This is a genomic window from Arthrobacter liuii (assembly GCF_014639275.1).
Taxonomy (GTDB): domain Bacteria; phylum Actinomycetota; class Actinomycetes; order Actinomycetales; family Micrococcaceae; genus Arthrobacter; species Arthrobacter liuii.
In genome coordinates, this window is record NZ_BMFW01000002.1 from 332,213 (window position 1) to 349,732 (window position 17,520).

Annotated in this window: 20 protein-coding genes and 1 pseudogene; 11 read left to right on the forward strand and 10 right to left on the reverse strand. The window is 65.0% G+C overall.

Annotated elements, in window-relative coordinates; translation table 11 throughout:
• Position 1 precedes the first annotated feature (1 nt).
• The 3 genes and pseudogenes from IEW19_RS24170 to IEW19_RS03550 form a co-directional block, all read right to left on the reverse strand.
• Positions 2 to 79 (reverse strand): annotated as a pseudogene (locus tag IEW19_RS24170) (VOC family protein); the annotation flags it as partial.
• 61 nt (positions 80 to 140) lie between these two features.
• A complete protein-coding gene (locus IEW19_RS03545; protein ID WP_188570293.1) occupies positions 141 to 698 on the reverse strand; it encodes an ABC transporter substrate-binding protein in 558 nt (185 codons plus the stop codon).
• Positions 699 to 1,362: 664 nt separating this feature from the next.
• Positions 1,363 to 2,100, reverse strand: coding sequence for a GAF and ANTAR domain-containing protein (locus IEW19_RS03550; RefSeq protein ID WP_188570294.1), 738 nt, complete (start codon positions 2,098 to 2,100; stop codon positions 1,363 to 1,365).
• Between the two features lie 167 nt (positions 2,101 to 2,267).
• Between IEW19_RS03550 and IEW19_RS03555 the strand changes: the two genes are divergently transcribed.
• Complete coding sequence (locus tag IEW19_RS03555) at positions 2,268 to 3,422, forward strand: acyltransferase family protein (RefSeq protein WP_229748299.1); 1,155 nt, start codon at positions 2,268 to 2,270, stop codon at positions 3,420 to 3,422.
• Positions 3,423 to 3,476: 54 nt separating this feature from the next.
• Here the strand turns inward: IEW19_RS03555 and IEW19_RS03560 are convergent, their stop codons facing one another.
• Positions 3,477 to 5,015, reverse strand: coding sequence for an LCP family protein (locus IEW19_RS03560; protein ID WP_188570296.1), 1,539 nt, complete (start codon positions 5,013 to 5,015; stop codon positions 3,477 to 3,479).
• 201 nt (positions 5,016 to 5,216) lie between these two features.
• Here IEW19_RS03560 and ftsW point away from each other — a divergent pair, with 201 nt between their 5' ends.
• Positions 5,217 to 6,494: a putative lipid II flippase FtsW gene (ftsW, locus tag IEW19_RS03565; protein WP_229748300.1), complete on the forward strand. Its 1,278-nt coding sequence runs from the start codon at positions 5,217 to 5,219 to the stop codon at positions 6,492 to 6,494.
• Positions 6,478 to 7,746: an MFS transporter gene (locus tag IEW19_RS03570; protein WP_229748301.1), complete on the forward strand. Its 1,269-nt coding sequence runs from the start codon at positions 6,478 to 6,480 to the stop codon at positions 7,744 to 7,746. Before ftsW ends, IEW19_RS03570 begins: the two co-directional genes overlap by 17 nt.
• Here the strand turns inward: IEW19_RS03570 and IEW19_RS03575 are convergent.
• Together IEW19_RS03575 and IEW19_RS03580 are read right to left on the reverse strand one after the other, a co-directional pair.
• On the reverse strand, positions 7,743 to 7,889 hold the full coding sequence (locus IEW19_RS03575; protein ID WP_188570297.1) for a hypothetical protein: 147 nt from the start codon (positions 7,887 to 7,889) through the stop codon (positions 7,743 to 7,745). The genes IEW19_RS03570 and IEW19_RS03575 overlap by 4 nt on opposite strands.
• 320 nt (positions 7,890 to 8,209) lie before the next feature.
• On the reverse strand, positions 8,210 to 8,962 hold the full coding sequence (locus IEW19_RS03580) for an ANTAR domain-containing protein (protein WP_188570298.1): 753 nt from the start codon (positions 8,960 to 8,962) through the stop codon (positions 8,210 to 8,212).
• A gap of 287 nt (positions 8,963 to 9,249) precedes the next feature.
• Here IEW19_RS03580 and IEW19_RS03585 point away from each other — a divergent pair, with 287 nt between their 5' ends.
• Together IEW19_RS03585 and IEW19_RS03590 are read left to right on the forward strand one after the other, a co-directional pair.
• Positions 9,250 to 9,765 carry a MarR family winged helix-turn-helix transcriptional regulator gene (locus IEW19_RS03585; protein ID WP_188570299.1) on the forward strand — a complete coding sequence of 172 codons (516 nt, stop codon included), beginning with the start codon at positions 9,250 to 9,252 and terminating at the stop codon, positions 9,763 to 9,765.
• A 284-nt stretch (positions 9,766 to 10,049) separates the two neighbouring features.
• Positions 10,050 to 10,271 (forward strand): hypothetical protein, encoded by a 222-nt coding sequence (locus IEW19_RS03590; protein ID WP_229748317.1) that lies wholly within the window; start codon positions 10,050 to 10,052, stop codon positions 10,269 to 10,271.
• 151 nt (positions 10,272 to 10,422) lie between these two features.
• On the opposite strand, the gene IEW19_RS03595 is transcribed toward IEW19_RS03590, so the two are convergent.
• A complete protein-coding gene (locus IEW19_RS03595; protein ID WP_188570300.1) occupies positions 10,423 to 10,746 on the reverse strand; it encodes a hypothetical protein in 324 nt (107 codons plus the stop codon).
• Positions 10,747 to 10,953: 207 nt separating this feature from the next.
• On the opposite strand from IEW19_RS03595, the gene trxB reads away from it, so the two are divergent.
• Positions 10,954 to 11,931 carry a thioredoxin-disulfide reductase gene (gene trxB / locus IEW19_RS03600; RefSeq protein ID WP_188570301.1) on the forward strand — a complete coding sequence of 326 codons (978 nt, stop codon included), beginning with the start codon at positions 10,954 to 10,956 and terminating at the stop codon, positions 11,929 to 11,931.
• Between the two features lie 95 nt (positions 11,932 to 12,026).
• On the opposite strand, the gene IEW19_RS03605 is transcribed toward trxB, so the two are convergent.
• Positions 12,027 to 12,368, reverse strand: a complete 342-nt coding sequence (locus tag IEW19_RS03605) for a hypothetical protein (protein WP_188570302.1) — start codon at positions 12,366 to 12,368, stop codon at positions 12,027 to 12,029.
• Positions 12,369 to 12,559: 191 nt separating this feature from the next.
• Here IEW19_RS03605 and IEW19_RS03610 point away from each other — a divergent pair, with 191 nt between their 5' ends.
• Positions 12,560 to 13,174 carry an ANTAR domain-containing protein gene (locus IEW19_RS03610; RefSeq protein ID WP_188570303.1) on the forward strand — a complete coding sequence of 205 codons (615 nt, stop codon included), beginning with the start codon at positions 12,560 to 12,562 and terminating at the stop codon, positions 13,172 to 13,174.
• Between the two features lie 7 nt (positions 13,175 to 13,181).
• On the opposite strand, the gene IEW19_RS03615 is transcribed toward IEW19_RS03610, so the two are convergent.
• A complete protein-coding gene (locus tag IEW19_RS03615; protein WP_188570304.1) occupies positions 13,182 to 13,577 on the reverse strand; it encodes a hypothetical protein in 396 nt (131 codons plus the stop codon).
• A 194-nt stretch (positions 13,578 to 13,771) separates the two neighbouring features.
• Between IEW19_RS03615 and IEW19_RS03620 the strand changes: the two genes are divergently transcribed.
• Both IEW19_RS03620 and IEW19_RS03625 read left to right on the forward strand, forming a co-directional pair.
• Entirely contained in the window at positions 13,772 to 14,215 is a 444-nt protein-coding gene (locus tag IEW19_RS03620; protein WP_268236234.1) for an SRPBCC family protein, read from the forward strand.
• Complete coding sequence (locus tag IEW19_RS03625) at positions 14,216 to 14,650, forward strand: hypothetical protein (protein WP_188570306.1); 435 nt, start codon at positions 14,216 to 14,218, stop codon at positions 14,648 to 14,650.
• A gap of 9 nt (positions 14,651 to 14,659) precedes the next feature.
• On the opposite strand, the gene IEW19_RS03630 is transcribed toward IEW19_RS03625, so the two are convergent.
• Complete coding sequence (locus IEW19_RS03630) at positions 14,660 to 15,400, reverse strand: GAF and ANTAR domain-containing protein (protein ID WP_188570307.1); 741 nt, start codon at positions 15,398 to 15,400, stop codon at positions 14,660 to 14,662.
• Positions 15,401 to 15,523: 123 nt separating this feature from the next.
• Here IEW19_RS03630 and IEW19_RS03635 point away from each other — a divergent pair, with 123 nt between their 5' ends.
• On the forward strand, positions 15,524 to 16,741 hold the full coding sequence (locus IEW19_RS03635; RefSeq protein WP_188570308.1) for an MFS transporter: 1,218 nt from the start codon (positions 15,524 to 15,526) through the stop codon (positions 16,739 to 16,741).
• Between the two features lie 56 nt (positions 16,742 to 16,797).
• A complete protein-coding gene (locus IEW19_RS03640) occupies positions 16,798 to 17,499 on the forward strand; it encodes an esterase/lipase family protein (RefSeq protein ID WP_188570309.1) in 702 nt (233 codons plus the stop codon).
• Positions 17,500 to 17,520: the final 21 nt, after the last annotated feature.

The following is a 17,520-nucleotide window of genomic DNA, read 5'->3' on the forward strand; positions in this document are numbered from 1 at the left end:
GGACCGCCGCGGTGCCGCCGTCGGACAGCTTGTCCCAGTAGCCCCGCAGTTCGGCTTCGTCGTCGCCGCTGAGGGAGAGGTCCGCCGCCCATTGGACAGGGCGGCGGACCTGCGGGGGTTCCGGACTCTGCGTCCTGTGTCTAGAGGCCCAGAAGCTGGTTGAGGAGGTTGGCGAGGCCGTTCAGTCCGGGAACGCCATTGTTGAGGAGGTTGGCAACGCTGCAGAGCAGGTTTCCGAGGAGGTTCCCGGGGCCCTGCTGGGCGGTGACGGTCAGATGCACTTGGTTCAGGTCAACAACGAGGCCAAGCAGGTCCAGATGCAGCGGCCCAAGTGTCAGGTCAAGGATCTTGCATGACCCGTTCGCCGCGGCTTGGGTGATACCCGCAGAAGTGGCTGCATTGGTGATTTGGGTGACGGTACCCGTCGCGGACGTCAGCGTACCGGTGAAGGTTCCAAGGGCTGTCAGGGTACCGTTCTGATTAACAAAGCTGGTGGGGGTGAAGGTACCAGCCAGGGTGCTCCCATTGCTCAGGACCTGGTTGATGGTGACCGGTGAAACGGTAGCCCTCGGTGCCTGGGTGGCAGCGGCTGTGGGAGCGGCCGTCGGTGTTGCGGCATTGGATGGAGCCGCAACTCCGGCCAGAAAAGCCCCGGAAAGGGCCAAGGTTGCCAAGGATGCAGTGATTTTTGTACGCATTTATTTCCTCCTGAAGCGGCCCGACCCCAGCTGTTGTGGGAGCGGGCTTGCCCTCCACCATTGAAAGGGCACAGTGTTCTGTTGGATATGTGGTTGTCGCCCGCGAAAGGGGCGAAGAGCCCGAGGGGGCCGGAAAGGCACTCCTTCTTACGGCGTTTTGCGCCTGTCCAGGAAACCCCCAGCACCAGCCTCGGCACTGTTTCCTGTCCACCCCCACGATATTGATAAGCATACTGATGGTCAATGGGAAGTCAGGTAAATTATGTCCCGGAAGTTCATCGCGGCATGGCTGCCATCAAGGGGACAAAGGTCGCAGCAACGCGTTCCGGCCACTTGATAATTAATGCATCTGCCGCCACGGATGCATTAATCAGGGGAGTCTGGGCAAAGATTGCGGAATTAGCCCCTATTGCCGGCGGCGGGGGTTTGTTATGCTGGTCCGTGGTCAGGCAGACGGCCCCTCTGTTGCTGTCTAAGGAACCGACCCAAATTCCCCCGCTCCGCCGCTAAGGCCGGGCCTATGGTGAGCCATTCCTGGGCAGGCAACCGTCCTCAATGCTGACGAGGATGTGGCCTGGGTAGATCAGTTTGGGGGTGGGCCACATCCCCGTCTTATCCTCCGGGAGCCAGCAGCGTGGCTGGCTCCCGGGCCGGTCTTCGATCGTCAGTCTTCGAAGTGGGCCGCGGCGTCCCCAGGCCCTGAAAAGCGGTTCACCAACGCTTCGGCAATCTCGTTGAGCTTTTGGTTCCGGGTGTTGGAGGCACTGCGGAGCAGTGCGAAAGCGGCGTCCTTGCTGCAATTGTTCTGGGCCATGATGATCCCGCAAGCCAGGTCAATCACTGTCCTGGTGTCCATCGCAGCCCTCAGGTCCTCGGCGCGCTGTTCCGCTGACGCGATCCGGACGGCGAGCCGCAGCGCCTTTCCGGCCATTTCGGCGAACCTGACCCCGTCGGACACGGCCTGCTCGTTGAAGCGTCCGCTGAGGGGAGCGAAGAAATCCAGGACCGCGCCGGCGTCGTCATCCAATTTCATGGGGATGCCCAGGGCGCCCGCGATGCCTGCAGCCGTGAGGGCGTTGCGGTATTCCGGCCATCGCCGGTCGGATGACACGTCCCCGAGTAGGACGGGAACGCCGCTTTCCAGCGCCTCTACACAAGGGCCGTCGCCCAAGGTTTGTTCAATCCGGTCCAGCACCACGGCCCTGCCGCTGCTGCCGCCGATGGTGGCCGTGCGCTTGCGGCGGTGCAGCGTCACCGCACACTCAATCGGGACTCCGGTGGCGCCGGTCATGGCCTCAGCCGCAAACTCGGTGAGGCCGTCCAGCACGGATTTGATGTCCTGGGTGCCGGCGATCAGGTCGACAATCTTTTCAAAGTCCTCTGTCGTGTCTTGGTCCACCATGTGTTCAATCTAGAAGCGGAGGCAGCCAGCCACAAGGCGTGATTATTTGCCCCGCTGCCAGCCTTAGCCCAGCTTCCACCCAGCGCAGTTATGGAAACGTTATATATGCTTGCTTAGTGGTTTTGAGGTCAAGCAGTGAAAATTTGTCAGCGCCAGGAGGCCCGGCAGTGCCGGGAACAGGGCTCATCGCCGGACGCAAGCACGCCTTGGACGGGCTCCGGACCATCGCCGTGGCGGGTGTGTTCTTCTTCCATACGGCCACCGAGTCGATGCCGGGCGGCTCCATTGGCGTGGACGTGTTCTTCACGCTGAGCGGCTTCGTGATCACGCTGCTGATCATGAAGGAACGGATTGCCACCGGCAGGCTCCACTTGGGCATCTTCTACGCCAAGCGCCTGGCCCGGCTCTGGCCGGGCCTCCTGGCGCTCTGCGCGGTGATCGTCGCCGTCGGCCTCTTCTTCCCTGCCTCAGGCTGGGGCGGCCAGGCGGGCTTCGTCCTTCCCGCCGCCGCCTACGTGATGAACCTGGCGCACTTTGGCATGTTCGGCGACTCGATCGCCGGCGAAACCCTCGGCCCCACCTGGACCCTGGCCGTGGAGGAACAGTTCTACCTGGTGTGGCCGCTGCTCCTGCTGGTGATGCTCCGGTTCTGGAAGGTCCGCACGGCAGCCTTCGCCACCGTTGCCTTGGCCGCCGCCTTCGTGCTGAACCGGTTCCTGCTGGTCACCGCGGGCGAACCGCTGGACCGGATCTACAATGGGCCGGACACCCGGGCCGATGAACTGCTGATCGGCTGCGCGCTCGCCCTGCTGTTTACCGCGGTGCGCCAGGGCTCACGGCTGCACAATGCTCTGGTGTCGGTCGCCCGGTGGGGCGCACCGCTTGCCGGCATCGCGTTGGCGGTGGCGCTGTTCCTCCTGAAGGAGCCAGACACTCCCGGGGCCTGGTTCAACACGTTCTGGACGGCGGGCCCCACCGCGCTCGCGCTGCTGGCCGCCGTGCTCATCGGCTCGCTGGTCCTCCAGCCTGCCGGGTTCCTGTCACGCATCCTCAGCCACCCGTGGCTGGCCCGCCCGGGCCGCGACCTGTCCTACGGCATGTACCTCTGGCACCTGCCGGTCTATCTGCTGCTGATGCCCCTGGTCCCGGCACTGCCGCTCCGCATCGCGTTGGCCGCAGCCCTCACCGTCGTGCTCGCGTACGCGTCCTTCCGCTTTGTTGAGCGGCCGCTCCGGCAATGGGCGAACAGGAAGCTGGAGCCCGCCGTCGTGCCTTCAGCTCAGGAACGGTCAACGGCGCAGGTATCGGCTTCAGCGGGCTAAAAGTGCCTGCGATCACCAGTGCGGCAGAGTGATGCCCACCAGAAGCCGTGAGCGCTAGCGCCCGGCCGTGTTGGTGGCCTCGCAGGTCTGGTCGCTGCCGGTCTGGGCCACCACGCTCCCTGAGGAGTCAGCGGACGACGGCGGCGCGGCGGGCTTGGTGCCGGTGGCAAAGTCCGCGCCGGCGTACAGCTGCACGCCCTGGATGTTCGCCACTTTCTGGACACTGGCGGCGGGCAGGCCGAACAGGGCGGCCACGTCCGCGGCGACGTCCTGGAACCCGGCGGAGTAGTACACCATGGTCTGGCTCTGTGCCTGGGCCTGCAGCTTGGTCACCTTGGTGAAGCCCGCGTCGGAGAGCAGGCCTGCGATGGCGTTGCTGCGGCCCGTCACGCCGGTGCCGTTGGCAATGGATACCGGCTGCAGCGCCTTGTCATAGGCCGGCGCCGCGGGTGTCGCGGGTGCCTGGGTGGGGGCTGCGGTGGCCGGCTGGCTCAGGTCCGGGTTGCTGCGCAGTGCAGCGAAGAAGTTGGACGCCGCCGGCTCGTCCAGGACCAGCCTGTTGGGGTCCTGCGGTGCCGGGACGGTGGGAGTGGTGATGAAGTTGACGCTCGCCGGATCGATGTTCTTCAGCCGGTTGGCAATGGTCAGCAGCGACGGTACGGAGGACAGCCCCGAATCCACGGTCAGGTTCTTGGTGACCGTATCGGCGATGGTCAGTACCTTCTGCGGGTTGCCGAGGGTTCCCTCCGACTTGAGTTTGCGGGTCAGCGAGGCGAGGAACCCCTGCTGGGCCTTGATCCGGCCCAGGTCCCCGCCGTTGGCGAAACCATGCCGGGTGCGCAGGAACGCCAGCGCTTGTTCGCCCTGCACCTGGGAGGTGCCGGCGGGCAGGTGCAGCCCGGAGTCGGGATCGTTAACAGCGTCGCTGACGCAAACATCCACCCCGCCCACTGCGTTTGACAATTCCTTGACGGCGTTGAAATCGGCCATCATGAAGTGGTCGACCTCCAGGCCAGTGAGCTTGTTAACGGTATCCACTGCACAACCAATCCCTGCCTGGGCCATGGCACTGTTGATCATGGCACCCTGTTGCGCGGGAAACTTCTGCCCGGTCTTCGAGTCGGTGCAGGCCGGAATATTCACCAGGAGGTCACGGGGCAAGCTCACCACGTTGACGTGCTTGTTGTCCGCCGAGATGTCTACCAGCATCATCACATCCGACTGTCCGTAGCCGGAGGAATCGTCCGCGCTGCCGTACTGGCCGTTGTTACCGCTCCTGGTGTCCGAGCCCAGCACCAGGATCTGCAACCGGTCTGTGCTGTCATTGACCGCACCCTCGGTCCGCTCACCACCCGCACTCAGCGCCGCGGTGCTGATGTTGGACTGGAGGCGCCAGGCCCAATAGCCGCCGAACGCCAGGACGCCAAGGAGAAGGACTGCGACAACGGCAACCGCTGCTTTCATCCAGCGCGGGGCGCTGCGGAAAGGCCGACGGCGGCGCGAACTGGCGGCGTACAGCTCGCCCTGGCCGGGGTACGCAGCGGAGTTGGAAGCTTCCTGTTCCGGGCCGCGGAATTTTTTGGAACCGAACACGACAAAATAACCTTCGGAAGGGGACAGGTCCCCGCTACGCTACAGGCCCAAGCTGGCAATTCGCCTTGAACCGCCGTGTCTACGGCCCGGCCATCGTCCGCGACGGCGTGCGGGGGCGTACTCTTTCTTCTCGGCGGAACCCGTCCCGGAGACGGGCCCGGACCTGGGAAACCCCCGGTGCGCAGGCTGAGGAATGGACAGATGGATACAGGACAAAAGCAGCGCGGGACGGGCCGTCCTGGCCGGCGCGGGTTGGCCAAACTGGCGGTATGGCTGGAGGATGACCCCCCGGGCAGCCTCCGGCCGCTGATCCTGGCGGTGGTGCTCACGCTCTCGGCGATCGGACTCGTGGAGGTGGCCTCGGCGTCGTCCGTGGAGTCCATCGCGGCGGGAAACAATCCGTACGATCTTCCCCTGAAGCAGGCCATGTGGACCGTGGCAGGCGTGGTGATCATGCTGGTGCTGGCGCGGATGCCAGTGCGGCGCATCCGGTGGCTGGGCTGGCCGCTGCTGATCGGCTCCCTGGTTGCCCTGGTGCTGGTGTTCACGCCGCTGGGAATGTCCGTGAACGGCAACCGGAACTGGCTGAGCGTGGGTGGTTTCACCGCGCAGCCGTCCGAGTTCGCCAAACTCGCGCTGATTGTCTGGGCCGCCGCCATCCTGGACCGGAAACAGGCCCTCCTGGGGAAGTGGAAGCATGCGGTGGTCCCGCTGGGGCCCGCCGGCGGCCTGATCATGCTCATCGTGGCGCTGGGCCACGACCTTGGCACCACCATGATCATCATGATGATCGTTGCGGCCACCATGTTCTACGGCGGCGTGCGGATGAAGGTGTTCTCCGTGGCGGGGCTGATCTGCGTGGTGGCGGCCCTGCTGCTCGCGGCCACCAGCGGCAACCGGATGGGGCGGATCTTCTCCTGGCTGGGCATGGGGTCGGACGAGGATGCGCAGGGCATGGGGTACCAGGCGCAGCACGGCGCCTACGCCCTGGCCTCCGGCGGCTGGTTCGGCGTGGGTCTGGGGCAGAGCCGGCAGAAGTGGAACTGGATCCCGGAAGCCCATAACGACTTCATCTTTTCCATCCTCGGCGAGGAACTCGGCCTGGCCGGCTCGCTGCTGGTGCTGGGCTTGTTCGCCATCCTGGCCATTGCAGTGTTCAAGACCATCGCCCGCACCACGGACACCTTCTCGCGGATCGTGGCCTGCAGCGTGATCACCTGGATCCTGGGGCAGGCGTTCATCAACATCGCCATGGTCAGCGGACTGCTGCCGGTGATCGGCGTGCCGCTGCCGTTCATCTCCTATGGCGGCTCGGCCATGGTCTCCTCCCTGGCCGGCATCGGGGTGATCCTGGCGGTGACGCGTCCCGAGGGGCTGATCCCGGAGCCGGTCCGCTCCCGTGGCGCCTCCCGGTTCCGTGCCAAAGGCCGCCCTTCTCCCGGTGTGAAGCAGGTCCCGGAGTATGCGAACCAGCGGTAGCTCCGGCGGGGCTGGTCCTGCAGCACCCGCGGCGCCCATGACTGCCATCCGCTTCATCCTGGTCTTCGGGATTGTCAGCGCGCTGATGGACATGGTGTACGAGGGCGCCCGGAGCGTCTCCGGGCCGTATCTCGGAGCGCTGGGTGCGTCCGCCCTCTTAGTCAGCGTGGTTACCGGTGCCGGTGAGGCCGTGGCCCTGGTCCTCCGGCTGGTGTTCGGGCGGCTGGCTGACAAACCGGGGCAGCGGTGGGTGCTCGCCATCAGCGGTTACGCGTTGACCGCTTTTTCTGTGCCTCTGCTGGGCATCACGGACGCGCTGTGGATTGCCTGCGTGCTGGTCCTGGCCGAGCGATTGGGCAAGGCGGTGCGGAGCCCGGCGAAGGACACCATGCTGGCCGAGGCAGGTTCGGCTCTGGGCCAGGGCAAGGCGTTCGCGCTGCACGAGGCACTGGACCAGGCCGGGGCGCTGGCGGGGCCGCTCCTGGTGGGCGTGGCCCTGGCGCTTTCCGGCAGCTACGGGCCGGGGTTCCTGCTGCTGGCTGTTCCGGGGCTTGCGGCCATGCTGATCCTGTTCTGGCTGAAGCGCAAGGTTCCGGACCCTGCTGTTTACGAGCCCGCAGCCGTGCAGCCAGCCACCGCCACCCCGGTTTCCGGCACTGCCGTTCCAATGCCGCGCCAGTTCTGGCTCTACGCGGCGTTCAGCAGCCTGACCATGTTTGGCTATGCAACGTTCGGGCTGCTCTCATTCCACCTGGTGGCCACAGGACTCCTTCCGCCGGCGCTTGTCCCGGTCCTCTACGCGGCCGCCATGGGTGTGGACGCCGTGGCCGCGCTGGTTTCCGGCTGGCTCTTTGACCGGGTGGGGTTGAAGGTCCTCGTGGTCCTTCCGGTGCTGGCCGCCGCGGTGCCGTGGCTGGGCTTCAGCAACAACACGGCGCTCGCGGTGACGGGAGCCCTGGTCTGGGGAGCAGCGATGGGCGTGCAGGAAAGTACCATGCGTGCGGGTGTGGCGGGGCTGGCTCCGCCGGCCAGGCGGGGGAGTGCCTACGGGATGTTCACTGCCTGCTACGGCCTTGCGTGGCTGGCCGGGAGCTTCCTGATCGGCCTGCTCTACGAGCAATCAGTTCTTGCCCTGGCCGTTACCGTCACAATAGTCCAGGCAGCCGCCCTGGTGGTCTTCGCCGTCGTCCGTCCCCACGCTCCCGGTGCCGGCAGCGGAAACATGCCGTCTTCCGGGAGCCGGACCAACTAGGCGACCGCTCCCGCGGCCTGGGGGCACTCAACGCACCGGACGTCCGCAACCAGGGACCCGGCGTCGTCCTTTTGGAAATGGGTGACGTGATTGGTGGTCCTGCCGCAGGTGGGGCAGAAGCTCTGGCTTTGTTTAGTCCACATGCATGAATAATACGGAGCGCCCCGATAAAGAGAAGATCACGGGTAAAACTATGTGGATGCCCGCAGTTTTCCTTAACCGGATCTTGACCAAACCAGCTGGCGATCCTTCAGGGAACGCTGAGTTTCGCCGCGTAGCTTGGGCTCATCAGGCAGTACATCGGGCAGTACCTCAGGCAGTACGGAAGGAGCGCAGGACAATGACCATCACCGATTACTTCGCGGCTCTCGGCGGCATGCTGGCTTCACTCGGGTGTGCAGGGCTCTTGGCCGCCGGCCTCATCCGGGCACGGGCGCGGCACTAGGACTTTTCCCGTCAGCCTCTAGGCGATCGCCGGGGGCTCGAACCGCGTTCCCGGCGCGCCGCTGGGCATCGCCTTCAAAATGCTGTCCGCGACGCTGCGGACTTTGAGGTTGCGGTTCCTGGAGGTGCCGGCGAGCTTGCTGAATGCCTCCGCGTAGGAACAGCGGTTCTGCGCCATGAGTACTCCGCAGGCAACGTCGATGCTGGTCCTGCTCTCCAGCACCTGCTTCAGGTTGTCCCCTGCACGGATGACGCCATGCACGTCGAGGGCCAGTTTCAGGCTGTGCGACGCCACCTCGCCAAACCACGCTGCTTCATTGATGACCCTGGCGTTGAAACCGTAATGGGCCGGCCCCAGGAAGACGAGGGTGCCGGCCGAACCCGGCAGCAGTTCCAGGGGGACGGCCAGGGCGGAGCCGAAACCACTGTCCAGCAGACGTCTCCGGTACGCCTGCCAGCGTGAGCCGGCCTGGCTGATCACTGTCGGAGCAGCCAGTGCCGAACCCAGCGCGGTGGGGCCGTCCCCGTGCTGGTCCTCTGATGCTGCGATGCCGGCCGCGTCCGGCGTGCTTCCCGCGGTGGCGGGACAGGAGCGCTGCCGGTGCAGCACGGCGGCGCATTCGATCGCCGTGCCTGCCGTGGTACTGATCCAGCGGGCGGCAGCGTCGGTGAGCTTCTGGAGGGACTCGGCGTCGCCGCCAGCTCCTGTCACCAAGTCCAGCAGGAACCCTTGCCGCTCCGGCCCCTTGTTGTTTGCCGGGCCAACAGCCACCCTGCACTCCCGTCTACGTCAAGTCCCTTGGCCATGCTGCCGGGGCTTTCATTGAAACTTATTGGGCCGGCGGGGCAGCGGCACGAGTAGCGGGTACTCTACTTTTCCCCGCCGACTGCGCAGGTACCTGCCTTGACCCCGTTTGTCCACGTACGCGGGCCGCTTCGGCGGCTCCTAATTGCCGTTTCTTGTCCCCGCTTTTCAACGTTGTGGAGGTGGGGTGGCAGCAAGTGGGCTAACATTGGTTTGTTAGACAGCCAAGCAAGTAGGATATCGAAGGATTTCGCATGAACCCGCATGGTGCAAGCGAAGGCTACTGGTACCCACCCGTGGAGGGCGCCCAGCCCGGAGCTGTTGACGTGATCAACGCCCTCAGGGAGTTTCGGACCTCAGAAAGCGCCATGAGAAGGCGGACCCGTTCTTCCGCCACCATGGGGGAGACCGACCTGCTGGCCCTCCGCTACCTCATCGACGCGGAGGCTGCCGGCGCCGGAATCCGTCCCACTGAACTTGCCGCCCGCTTGGCGATTACCTCGGCGTCGATGACCAGCCTTGTTGACCGTTTGGTTGCCGGCGGCCACGTGACCCGCGAACCCCACCCTTCGGACCGGCGCGCCGTCATCCTCAGGCCAACTCCGGGCGCCGCTGACGAGGTCCGGCATAACCTCAACCAGATGCACACACGCATGCTTGAAGCCGCCGAATCCCTGTCTGCCGAGGAGATCAAAGCGGTAATGCACTTCCTGGAGTGCATGCGCGAGGCAGTGGACGCCGTCAGTTCGGGACCTCGTATTACCGCATAGTAGACAATCGCGTAATCCTAGTTAGACTAGCTACATTGTTGGTTAACTATCGGACGGCGGATTGAATGACTGCAGTACTTGAACCTCAGGCGCCGGAACAGTCCATGTACGCCGAGGTTTGCGATGGACTTCAACCCTGGCCGGCAGTGCCCCTGGCACTGGATGATCCGGCGCCCTTTCACTGCGGGTCAGCGATGACGGCCGGGCCGGTACCGATAATCTCCCTCGGATGGGCCCCGCTTGAGCTCGGCTCACCGGAATGGTCCTGCACCTGCGGTTACAGGATGGACGTCGTGCCCGCTGGTGATCCGCTGGAGGCCGTGCGCCTAGCCTCGGCCAGGGCGGAGAGCGTTCAGTGGGAGCTGGATGCGGCGCAGGAACAGTTCGAGAACGCACTCCGGAACGCTTCGCGGCTCGGCGCGGACCAGAAGGAGTTGGGCAGGGCCGCGGGGCTGACCGAAGTGGAGCTGCAGGAATTCCTGGGTGGCAGCGCCCCATCGATGTAAAGTCGTGGGACCCCAAAGCTCCGCCGGCCCCGAAGTGCAGCCATCCGTCTGTTCAGATGCAGCTGCACTTCGGGTCGTTTGGAGCGGAAAAGAGAAGCGGTGGTCGGCCTGCTCTGGCCCGAGACATGGGCGCGGCGAGTGGCCGGGAGATTTACGCGGCCAGGCCGGGTGCCGTCTTCCGTGGAAGGCGGCGGTCGGCCAGCACGCCGATGGTGCAGGGTGCCTGATCCGGATCGATCATCGCGGGCAGGTGCCTTGTTTCGGAAGCGGTGCGGAGCATGTCCAACGCCTCCTCATCCACCCAGGCGCTGGAGACGTCGAGCTCCAGGTCAAGGCCTCCCTTGAGGGAGTTGGCACGCTTTGCCACTACATAAAGTGCTTTGACGCTGTGGATGGTGATATGCCCCTTTGCAATCACCTGGGCCTTGCCGTGGTCCAGATCTACCCGGACCACGATGTTTAGCTTTGAGTTCAAGTTGTAAAGCCTTCCCCGGCATTGGCTGCGACGCTGCAGCTTCTTGCATGGCCTGTTTGCTTAAGCCTCAACCAGATTAGGGAAACAATGTGATGCGCGCAACATGGTGAAGTTTATTACATCGAAGGTAGCGCTGGGCCCGCATCGCCGATCCATGATGGGATCAAGGAACGACGTCTGCCCAATACCGCCACCGGAGGACTTTTCATGAGTAAAGAACAGCTGATCATCATCGGGTCCGGACCGTCGGGCTACACCGCGGCCATCTACGCCGCCCGTGCCGGCTTGGCGCCGTTGGTGGTGGCGGGGTCCGTCACGGCCGGGGGTGCGTTGATGAACACTACGGAGGTGGAGAACTTCCCTGGGTTCCCGGGTGGTGTGCAGGGTCCGGAGTTGATGGACGGGCTGCAGCAGCAGGCAGAGAAGTTCGGCGCCAAGGTGGTGTTCGACGACGCCACGTCGGTTGAGCTGAAGGGTCCGGTTAAGCGGGTGGTCACCGGTGCCGGTGAGACTTATGAGGCCCCGGCGGTGATCCTGGCCACTGGTTCCGCGTATAAGGAGCTCGGGTTGGCGGAGGAGAAGAAGTTCAGCGGCCATGGGGTGTCCTGGTGCGCCACCTGTGATGGGTTCTTCTTCCGGGAGCAGGACATAATCGTGGTGGGCGGCGGTGACTCGGCCATGGAGGAGGCGACGTTCCTGACCCGCTTCGGGAAGTCCGTGACCGTGGTGGTGCGCAAGGGCGAGTTGCGGGCGTCCCGGATCATGGCGCAGCGGGCCAAGGACAACCCCAAGATCCGCTTCGCCTGGAACTCCGCCGTGACCGCCATCCATGGTGACGGGAAGGTCTCCGGTGTGACCCTGACGGATACCCGCACGGGGGAGGCCCGGCGGCAGGATGCGACGGGGATTTTCGTGGCGATCGGGCATGTGCCGCGGACCGAGTTGGTGGCCGGGCAGGTGGACCTGGACGGGGAGGGCTACATCAAGGTTGATGCGCCCACTACGTGCACCAACCTGCCGGGTGTATTTGCGTGCGGCGATGCCGTGGACCACCGTTACCGGCAGGCCATCACGGCCGCGGGTACCGGCTGCGCCGCTGCCCTGGACGCCGAACGCTTCCTCGCCGCGCTGGAAGACGCCGCCAGCATCGCCACGGCGCTGGTGGAAGAGCCGACCCACAACTAGGTCTGAGCCACCACCCAACTGGGTCGCAATTGTTGTCGTTCTGAGCAGTCAAAACGACAACAACTGCGACCTAGTTGGGCCGGGCGGTCCCCAGGTCAGACGACTTCGGGGAGCCTGCCCGTTAATACAGAGACGGGAGCCGATGACCAGCGCTCGCGTTCCGGCTCGTATGAGATCACCATGGACGCGTCGCTCTCGCGCGCCTCGTCGATGGCCAGCAGCAGGGCGTCCTCCATGTGCCTGGCATATTCCAGCCGCTCGGGCAGGGAACCTTCCAGCCCGCCGTCGTCAACCAGCACATGGCCCTTGCCGTCCACAATGACCTTCAATGAATACCCGCGGTCCTCATGCAGGGACCCGCGCGTGGATGAAATCTCGGTGACTCGATCTGCCCGGACCAGCCCATTGCCCAGCGTGCGGATCCACACTTCACCCATGAATGACCTCCCCTTGGCTGTGGGCGCGGATCAGCGCCCCATACGGCGAACGCTACTCCTCCACAGGCCTTTTGTGACCCCTGCAATTTTCCTGTTACCGCTGGCACGGCCGTAACAGGAAAATGGCGGATGGCGTTGGTTATTGTGGTGCCGTTGGTCCGCCGGGCCGCACCTGACGTTGGGAGGAATGTATGTGGTCGAAGCTTGATACGTATCTCTTTCCGCTCCGGCCCTCCACGGACTGCCCCTCGGGGACCTTCAAGCTGCACGTCCCCTCCGGGAAGATGGAGTGGTCCGAAGGCATGTTTGGCATCCACGGGCTGGGAAAGGGCGCTGTGGTGCCCACCTTCGACCTGTTCATGGCCCACAAACACCCCCTGGACCGTGAACCGGTAGGCGCCATCTGGGCAGACCTCCTGGACGGCGGCGGCCAAGGTGCGCTGCTGCACCGGGTGCTCGACGTCCGGGGGAAGGAGCGCCGCGTTTTTTCGGCACTCCAGGCGGAGGCTGAGCCGTCCGGGCAGGTGGAGTACGTCCGCGGATTCATGGTGGACGTGACCCAGAGCCTGCGCATCGAGTCCCAGCACGCCGCATCGGATGCGATCGAGGGCGTTTACGGGCACAAAGCCCTTATTGAACAGGCCAAGGGCATTGTCATGGTGCTGAAGGGTGTGGACGGGGCGGCAGCGTTCCAGGTCCTGGCCACCAGAAGCCAGCACGCCAACACCAAGTTGCACATCGTGGCAGAAGAACTGGTCGAGGCAGCGGCCAACGGCAAGGCCCAGGAAATCCTGGCGGGGTACTGATCTCCGGCTAGCCCATCACCTGCTGGTTAACCCACCGCTCAAGCGGGGGTACCAGCAGCAGCACCGCGATGCCGGCCACCATCAGGACGTGAACGAACACGTTCCACGCCGTGGTTCCCACTGTCTCGCCTCCGCCGGTGGCGGCGACCCAAAATGGCACCAAGGCCACCAGCCCAAGCGCCGAAGAAGCAAGGGCCGCATACTCCCACCAGCCCCAGCGGGCGAACAGTCCCCACGTCGCCACAAGGAAGCCCAGGACCGTCAACAGCGAAAGCACCATGGTGATGCTCCACCAGATGCCTGACACGTCCACGCCCCGCGTAGCGAACGTGGGGGTCAGCCACAGCCAGCTGCTCCCCGCCATCAAGAGGGCGATCCCGCCGAGGGTGCGAAGAGTGAACATGTCCCACCACCTCCTGCAGCCAGCGTCGTTGTTGCGTCCGTCGCAGGAACAGGGCCAAACGGCATATTCACCTTCTGGACGCCTTACGCAAACTGAAGGTCCTGGGGGACCTTCGGCACTTCTGGCCGTGATCGTTCCGGGGGAGTCTGTTGCTGTGCAGGGGTGCCGGGAACGCGCGAGCCAAGGGGGTCGGGATGGTTACCATTCATGGCTCCATCGTTATACGGCGGCCTGTGGAGGAAGTCTTTGATTTTGCGGCCGACGAGAGAAACGAACCGGCCTACAACCCGCAGATGAAAAGTGTTGAGAAGATCACGCCAGGACCCGTTGGGGCTGGCACTGTCTGGCGGACCACGATTGACCAACCCGGCAGGGCGGCGTCATTCGACGTGGAGGTCATTGACTACGTCCGGCCCTTCCGGCTGGAATCCCTTACCCGAACGGGAACACTCGATATCCAGGGTGCACTGACCTTTCAGGCCATTGATGACGGAACAAGGATGGACTGGTCCTGGGACTTGAAGCCGAAAGGGCTGCTGAAGCTTGCAGCGCCCGTCTTGGCTGCGATGGGACGTCGCAATGAGCTGCGGATCTGGAACGGATTCAAAAGACATCTTGAGCACACGGCTGGAGGATAAATGCCGGACCGGACAACAACCACCACCCGGAGCGGAAACGTTGGCTCCGTGGTGGTCAACGCCTTGCTGCTTTACGGGATCAACATCTGGCCCGGGTGGCAGGTGCTGCCCTTCCTGACTTCCGACATGACCCGGGTGCTGGACCTCATCAATGCATCCCTGATCGCAGGCATCGTGGTCAACCTGGTGTTCGTCGTGATCCGTGCCCGGGCGCTCATGGCACTGGGAAACCTGGTGGTCCTCGGCATCGGCCTGGCCGCCCTGCTGCGTCTCTGGGAAGTCTTCCCCTTCGACTTCGGCACCAGTTGGTCCGGCTGGCCCCTGGTGGTGCGCGTGTTCCTGGCGCTCGGCATCGTGGGCTCGATCATCGGCGCCGTGGTGGAAATCATCAACCTGTTCCGCTCCTTGGCCGGCTTCGAGCCGCGGGCCCGATAATTCGACCCATCAGTCGAAGTGCGTGATGACGTTGGGATCCTTGCCCACGGACGCAACCAACATTGCCGCGACCTCCCGCAGCTTGCGGTTGCGCGTATTGGAGGCACTCCGCAGGATCCGCACGGCAGTGTCCTGGTTGCACTGGTTCTGTGCCATGATGATGCCGGTTGCCAGGTCGATGATGGTCCTGGACTCCAACGCCGCGGCCAGGTTTTCGCGGTCTTCCCGCAGTTGGGCAATGCGCACGGCTAGGCGCAGCGCCTTCGAGGCCTGACCGGCGTGCGCTTCCGCCCTCTGGATGGCCTCGGCGCTGAACGCGTGGGTCTGCGCCGCGTACAGGTTCAGCGCCGCGCTTGCTTCGCCCTCCAGCGGAAGAGGAACGGAGAGAATCGAGCGGATCCCTTCTGACCAGGCAGTGGAACAGTAGTGGGGCCAGCGGCTTTCATCGTGCAGCGTGGGGATGTAGACGGTGGCAATGTCCCTGAGTGCGGTCAGGCACGGGCCGTCGCCGTAGGCGTACTGCAACTCGTCCATGGCCTTGACTCGGGGGTGGCTGGTGGCGACAGTTGCCGGTCTCTTCTTCCGCACCATGGTCACACCACAGAGCAACCTGCTGTGGACCGAGAGCGCTGCCGCGGAGAAAGTCACCAGTTCGTGGAGGAGTTCGGCCATGTCCGGGCTTTTCAGGACAAGGTCCTGGAGGTGCTCCACGATTCCTTCCTGGCGCGGAGCTCCGGGTTTCTCCTCCATGCGGCATCTTCCCCCAATGTGCTGATTACGGAAATCTTAGGATGCAGGGCCGCGGAGGAACCCCCGCACCGGGCCCCCTTTCCAATGCAGGGGGCCAAACCCGCGGGCCATAGGATAAATCCGATGACTTCCCCGGATGACCCCGAGCCCTTCAGCCTGCGCAGTATTGCAGTGGCCGCTTTCGGCCCCACCCTGCTTTTCGGTATCGGGCAGGGCGCTATCCTTCCGGTGGTGGCCTTGTCCGCCCGGGAACTGGGGGCCTCGGTGGCGGTGGCAGCCCTGATCGTCACCCTGATCGGCCTGGGTTCCTGGTTCTTCAACCTGCCGGCATCCCTGGTGACCCTGCGTTTCGGCGAACGCTGGTCCATCGTGGGCGCCGCCCTCGCTGCCGGCCTCGCCCTGGCGGCCGCCGCCACCTCAGCCCTGGCCCCGAACGGACTGTGGCTGCTCGCCGCGGCGATGGCCGTCGTCGGGATGTCAGGAGCGGTATTTGGCCTTGCACGCCAGAAGTACCTCACGGAGGCGGTCCCCGTGGGGTTCCGCGCCCGGGCGCTGTCCACGCTGGGCGGCGTGAACCGGATTGGCGTGTTCATCGGCCCGTTCGCTGGGGCAGGGGTGATGCAGTTCTTCGGCATCGCCGGCGCCTACTGGGTGGGTGTGGTGGCCATGGCGGCCGCCGCGCTGCTGTCCCTCACCATCCCGGACCTTACGACGCCGGATATCCCCGTGGGCGGGGACGCGGGCCCCCAGCCCACGCTGCGCAGCGTCGCGGTCTCGCACGCGGGCGTGTTCCTGTCGCTGGGCATGGGCATCCTGCTGCTCAGCGCGCTGCGGTCCTCCCGCCAGGTGGTGATCCCGCTCTGGTCCGACCACCTGGGCATGGACGCCACGTCCGCATCCCTTATCTACGGGCTGTCCGGCGCGATCGACATGCTGGTGTTCTATCCCGCCGGACGGCTGATGGACCGCAAGGGACGGCTGTGGGTGGCGGTTCCATCGACGCTGATCATGGGCTCCGCGCTGCTCCTGATTCCGCTCACCGGGTCCTTCGTGGGACTGCTGCTGGCCGCGCTGCTGATCGGCTTCGGCAACGGCATCAGTTCCGGACTGGTGATGACCCTCGGTGCCGACTTCTCGCCGGACCGCGGCCGCGGCCAGTTCCTGGGCCTCTGGCGGTTCATGGCGGACGCCGGGTCCACCGGAGGCCCCGTCATCCTCTCCGCGGTGACGGCGCTGGCCTCCCTGGGCCCGGGGATCTCAGCCACGGGCATCCTGGGGTTCGCGGCGGCGGCCGTGTTCGCCGTCGTGATTCCCCGCCTGAAGCACCGGCGCAACTACTGACCGTGTTTGCGGGACGTTTTGGTGGGTAGCGCGCCTTGCGAGGATATTCTCGACACATGAGGGATCCCGGCGCCGACGCCCGCATCAGCCCGCTGCAGAAGGCCGTGTGGTGGGCGCAGGACTATGTGTACGCCGCGGGCTGGCAGGTCCGCGGCTTCCTGTCGCGCGTGCAGCCGGCGTCCTTCCGCAATGGGACCCGCGCTCCCGTGGTGATCATTCCTGGCGTGTACGAAAACTGGCAGTTCATGATGCCGCTCATCCAGGCCATCCACGACGCCGGCCATCCCGTCCACGTGGTCACGGTGCTCCAGCGCAACAAACTGAAGGTTCCGGACGCTGCCAAGCTGGTGGCCCAGCACCTCGAAGAGGCGGGCCTGCGCGATGCCATCCTGGTGGCGCACAGCAAGGGCGGGCTGATCGGTAAATACACCATGCTGTCCCTTGATCCCGAGCACCGGATCGAGCGGATGATTGCCGTGTGCGCACCGTTTTCCGGCTCGCGCTACGCCCGGTACATGCTGCTGCCCAGCCTGCGGATCTTCTCTCCGCGGAACGCCCTGACCCTCCAGATGTCCCGCGAGCTGGCCATCAACAGCCGCATCACGTCCATCTATGGGCCGTTCGATCCGCACATTCCCGAAGGGAGCGTCCTGCCCGGGGCCACCAACATCGAACTGCCGGCGGCGGGGCACTTCAAGATCCTTGGCGATCCCGCGACTGCCCGGCTCATTGTGGAGCAGCTGAACCTTCCGGCCTGACGTTGTCCGTCCCTAAACGCC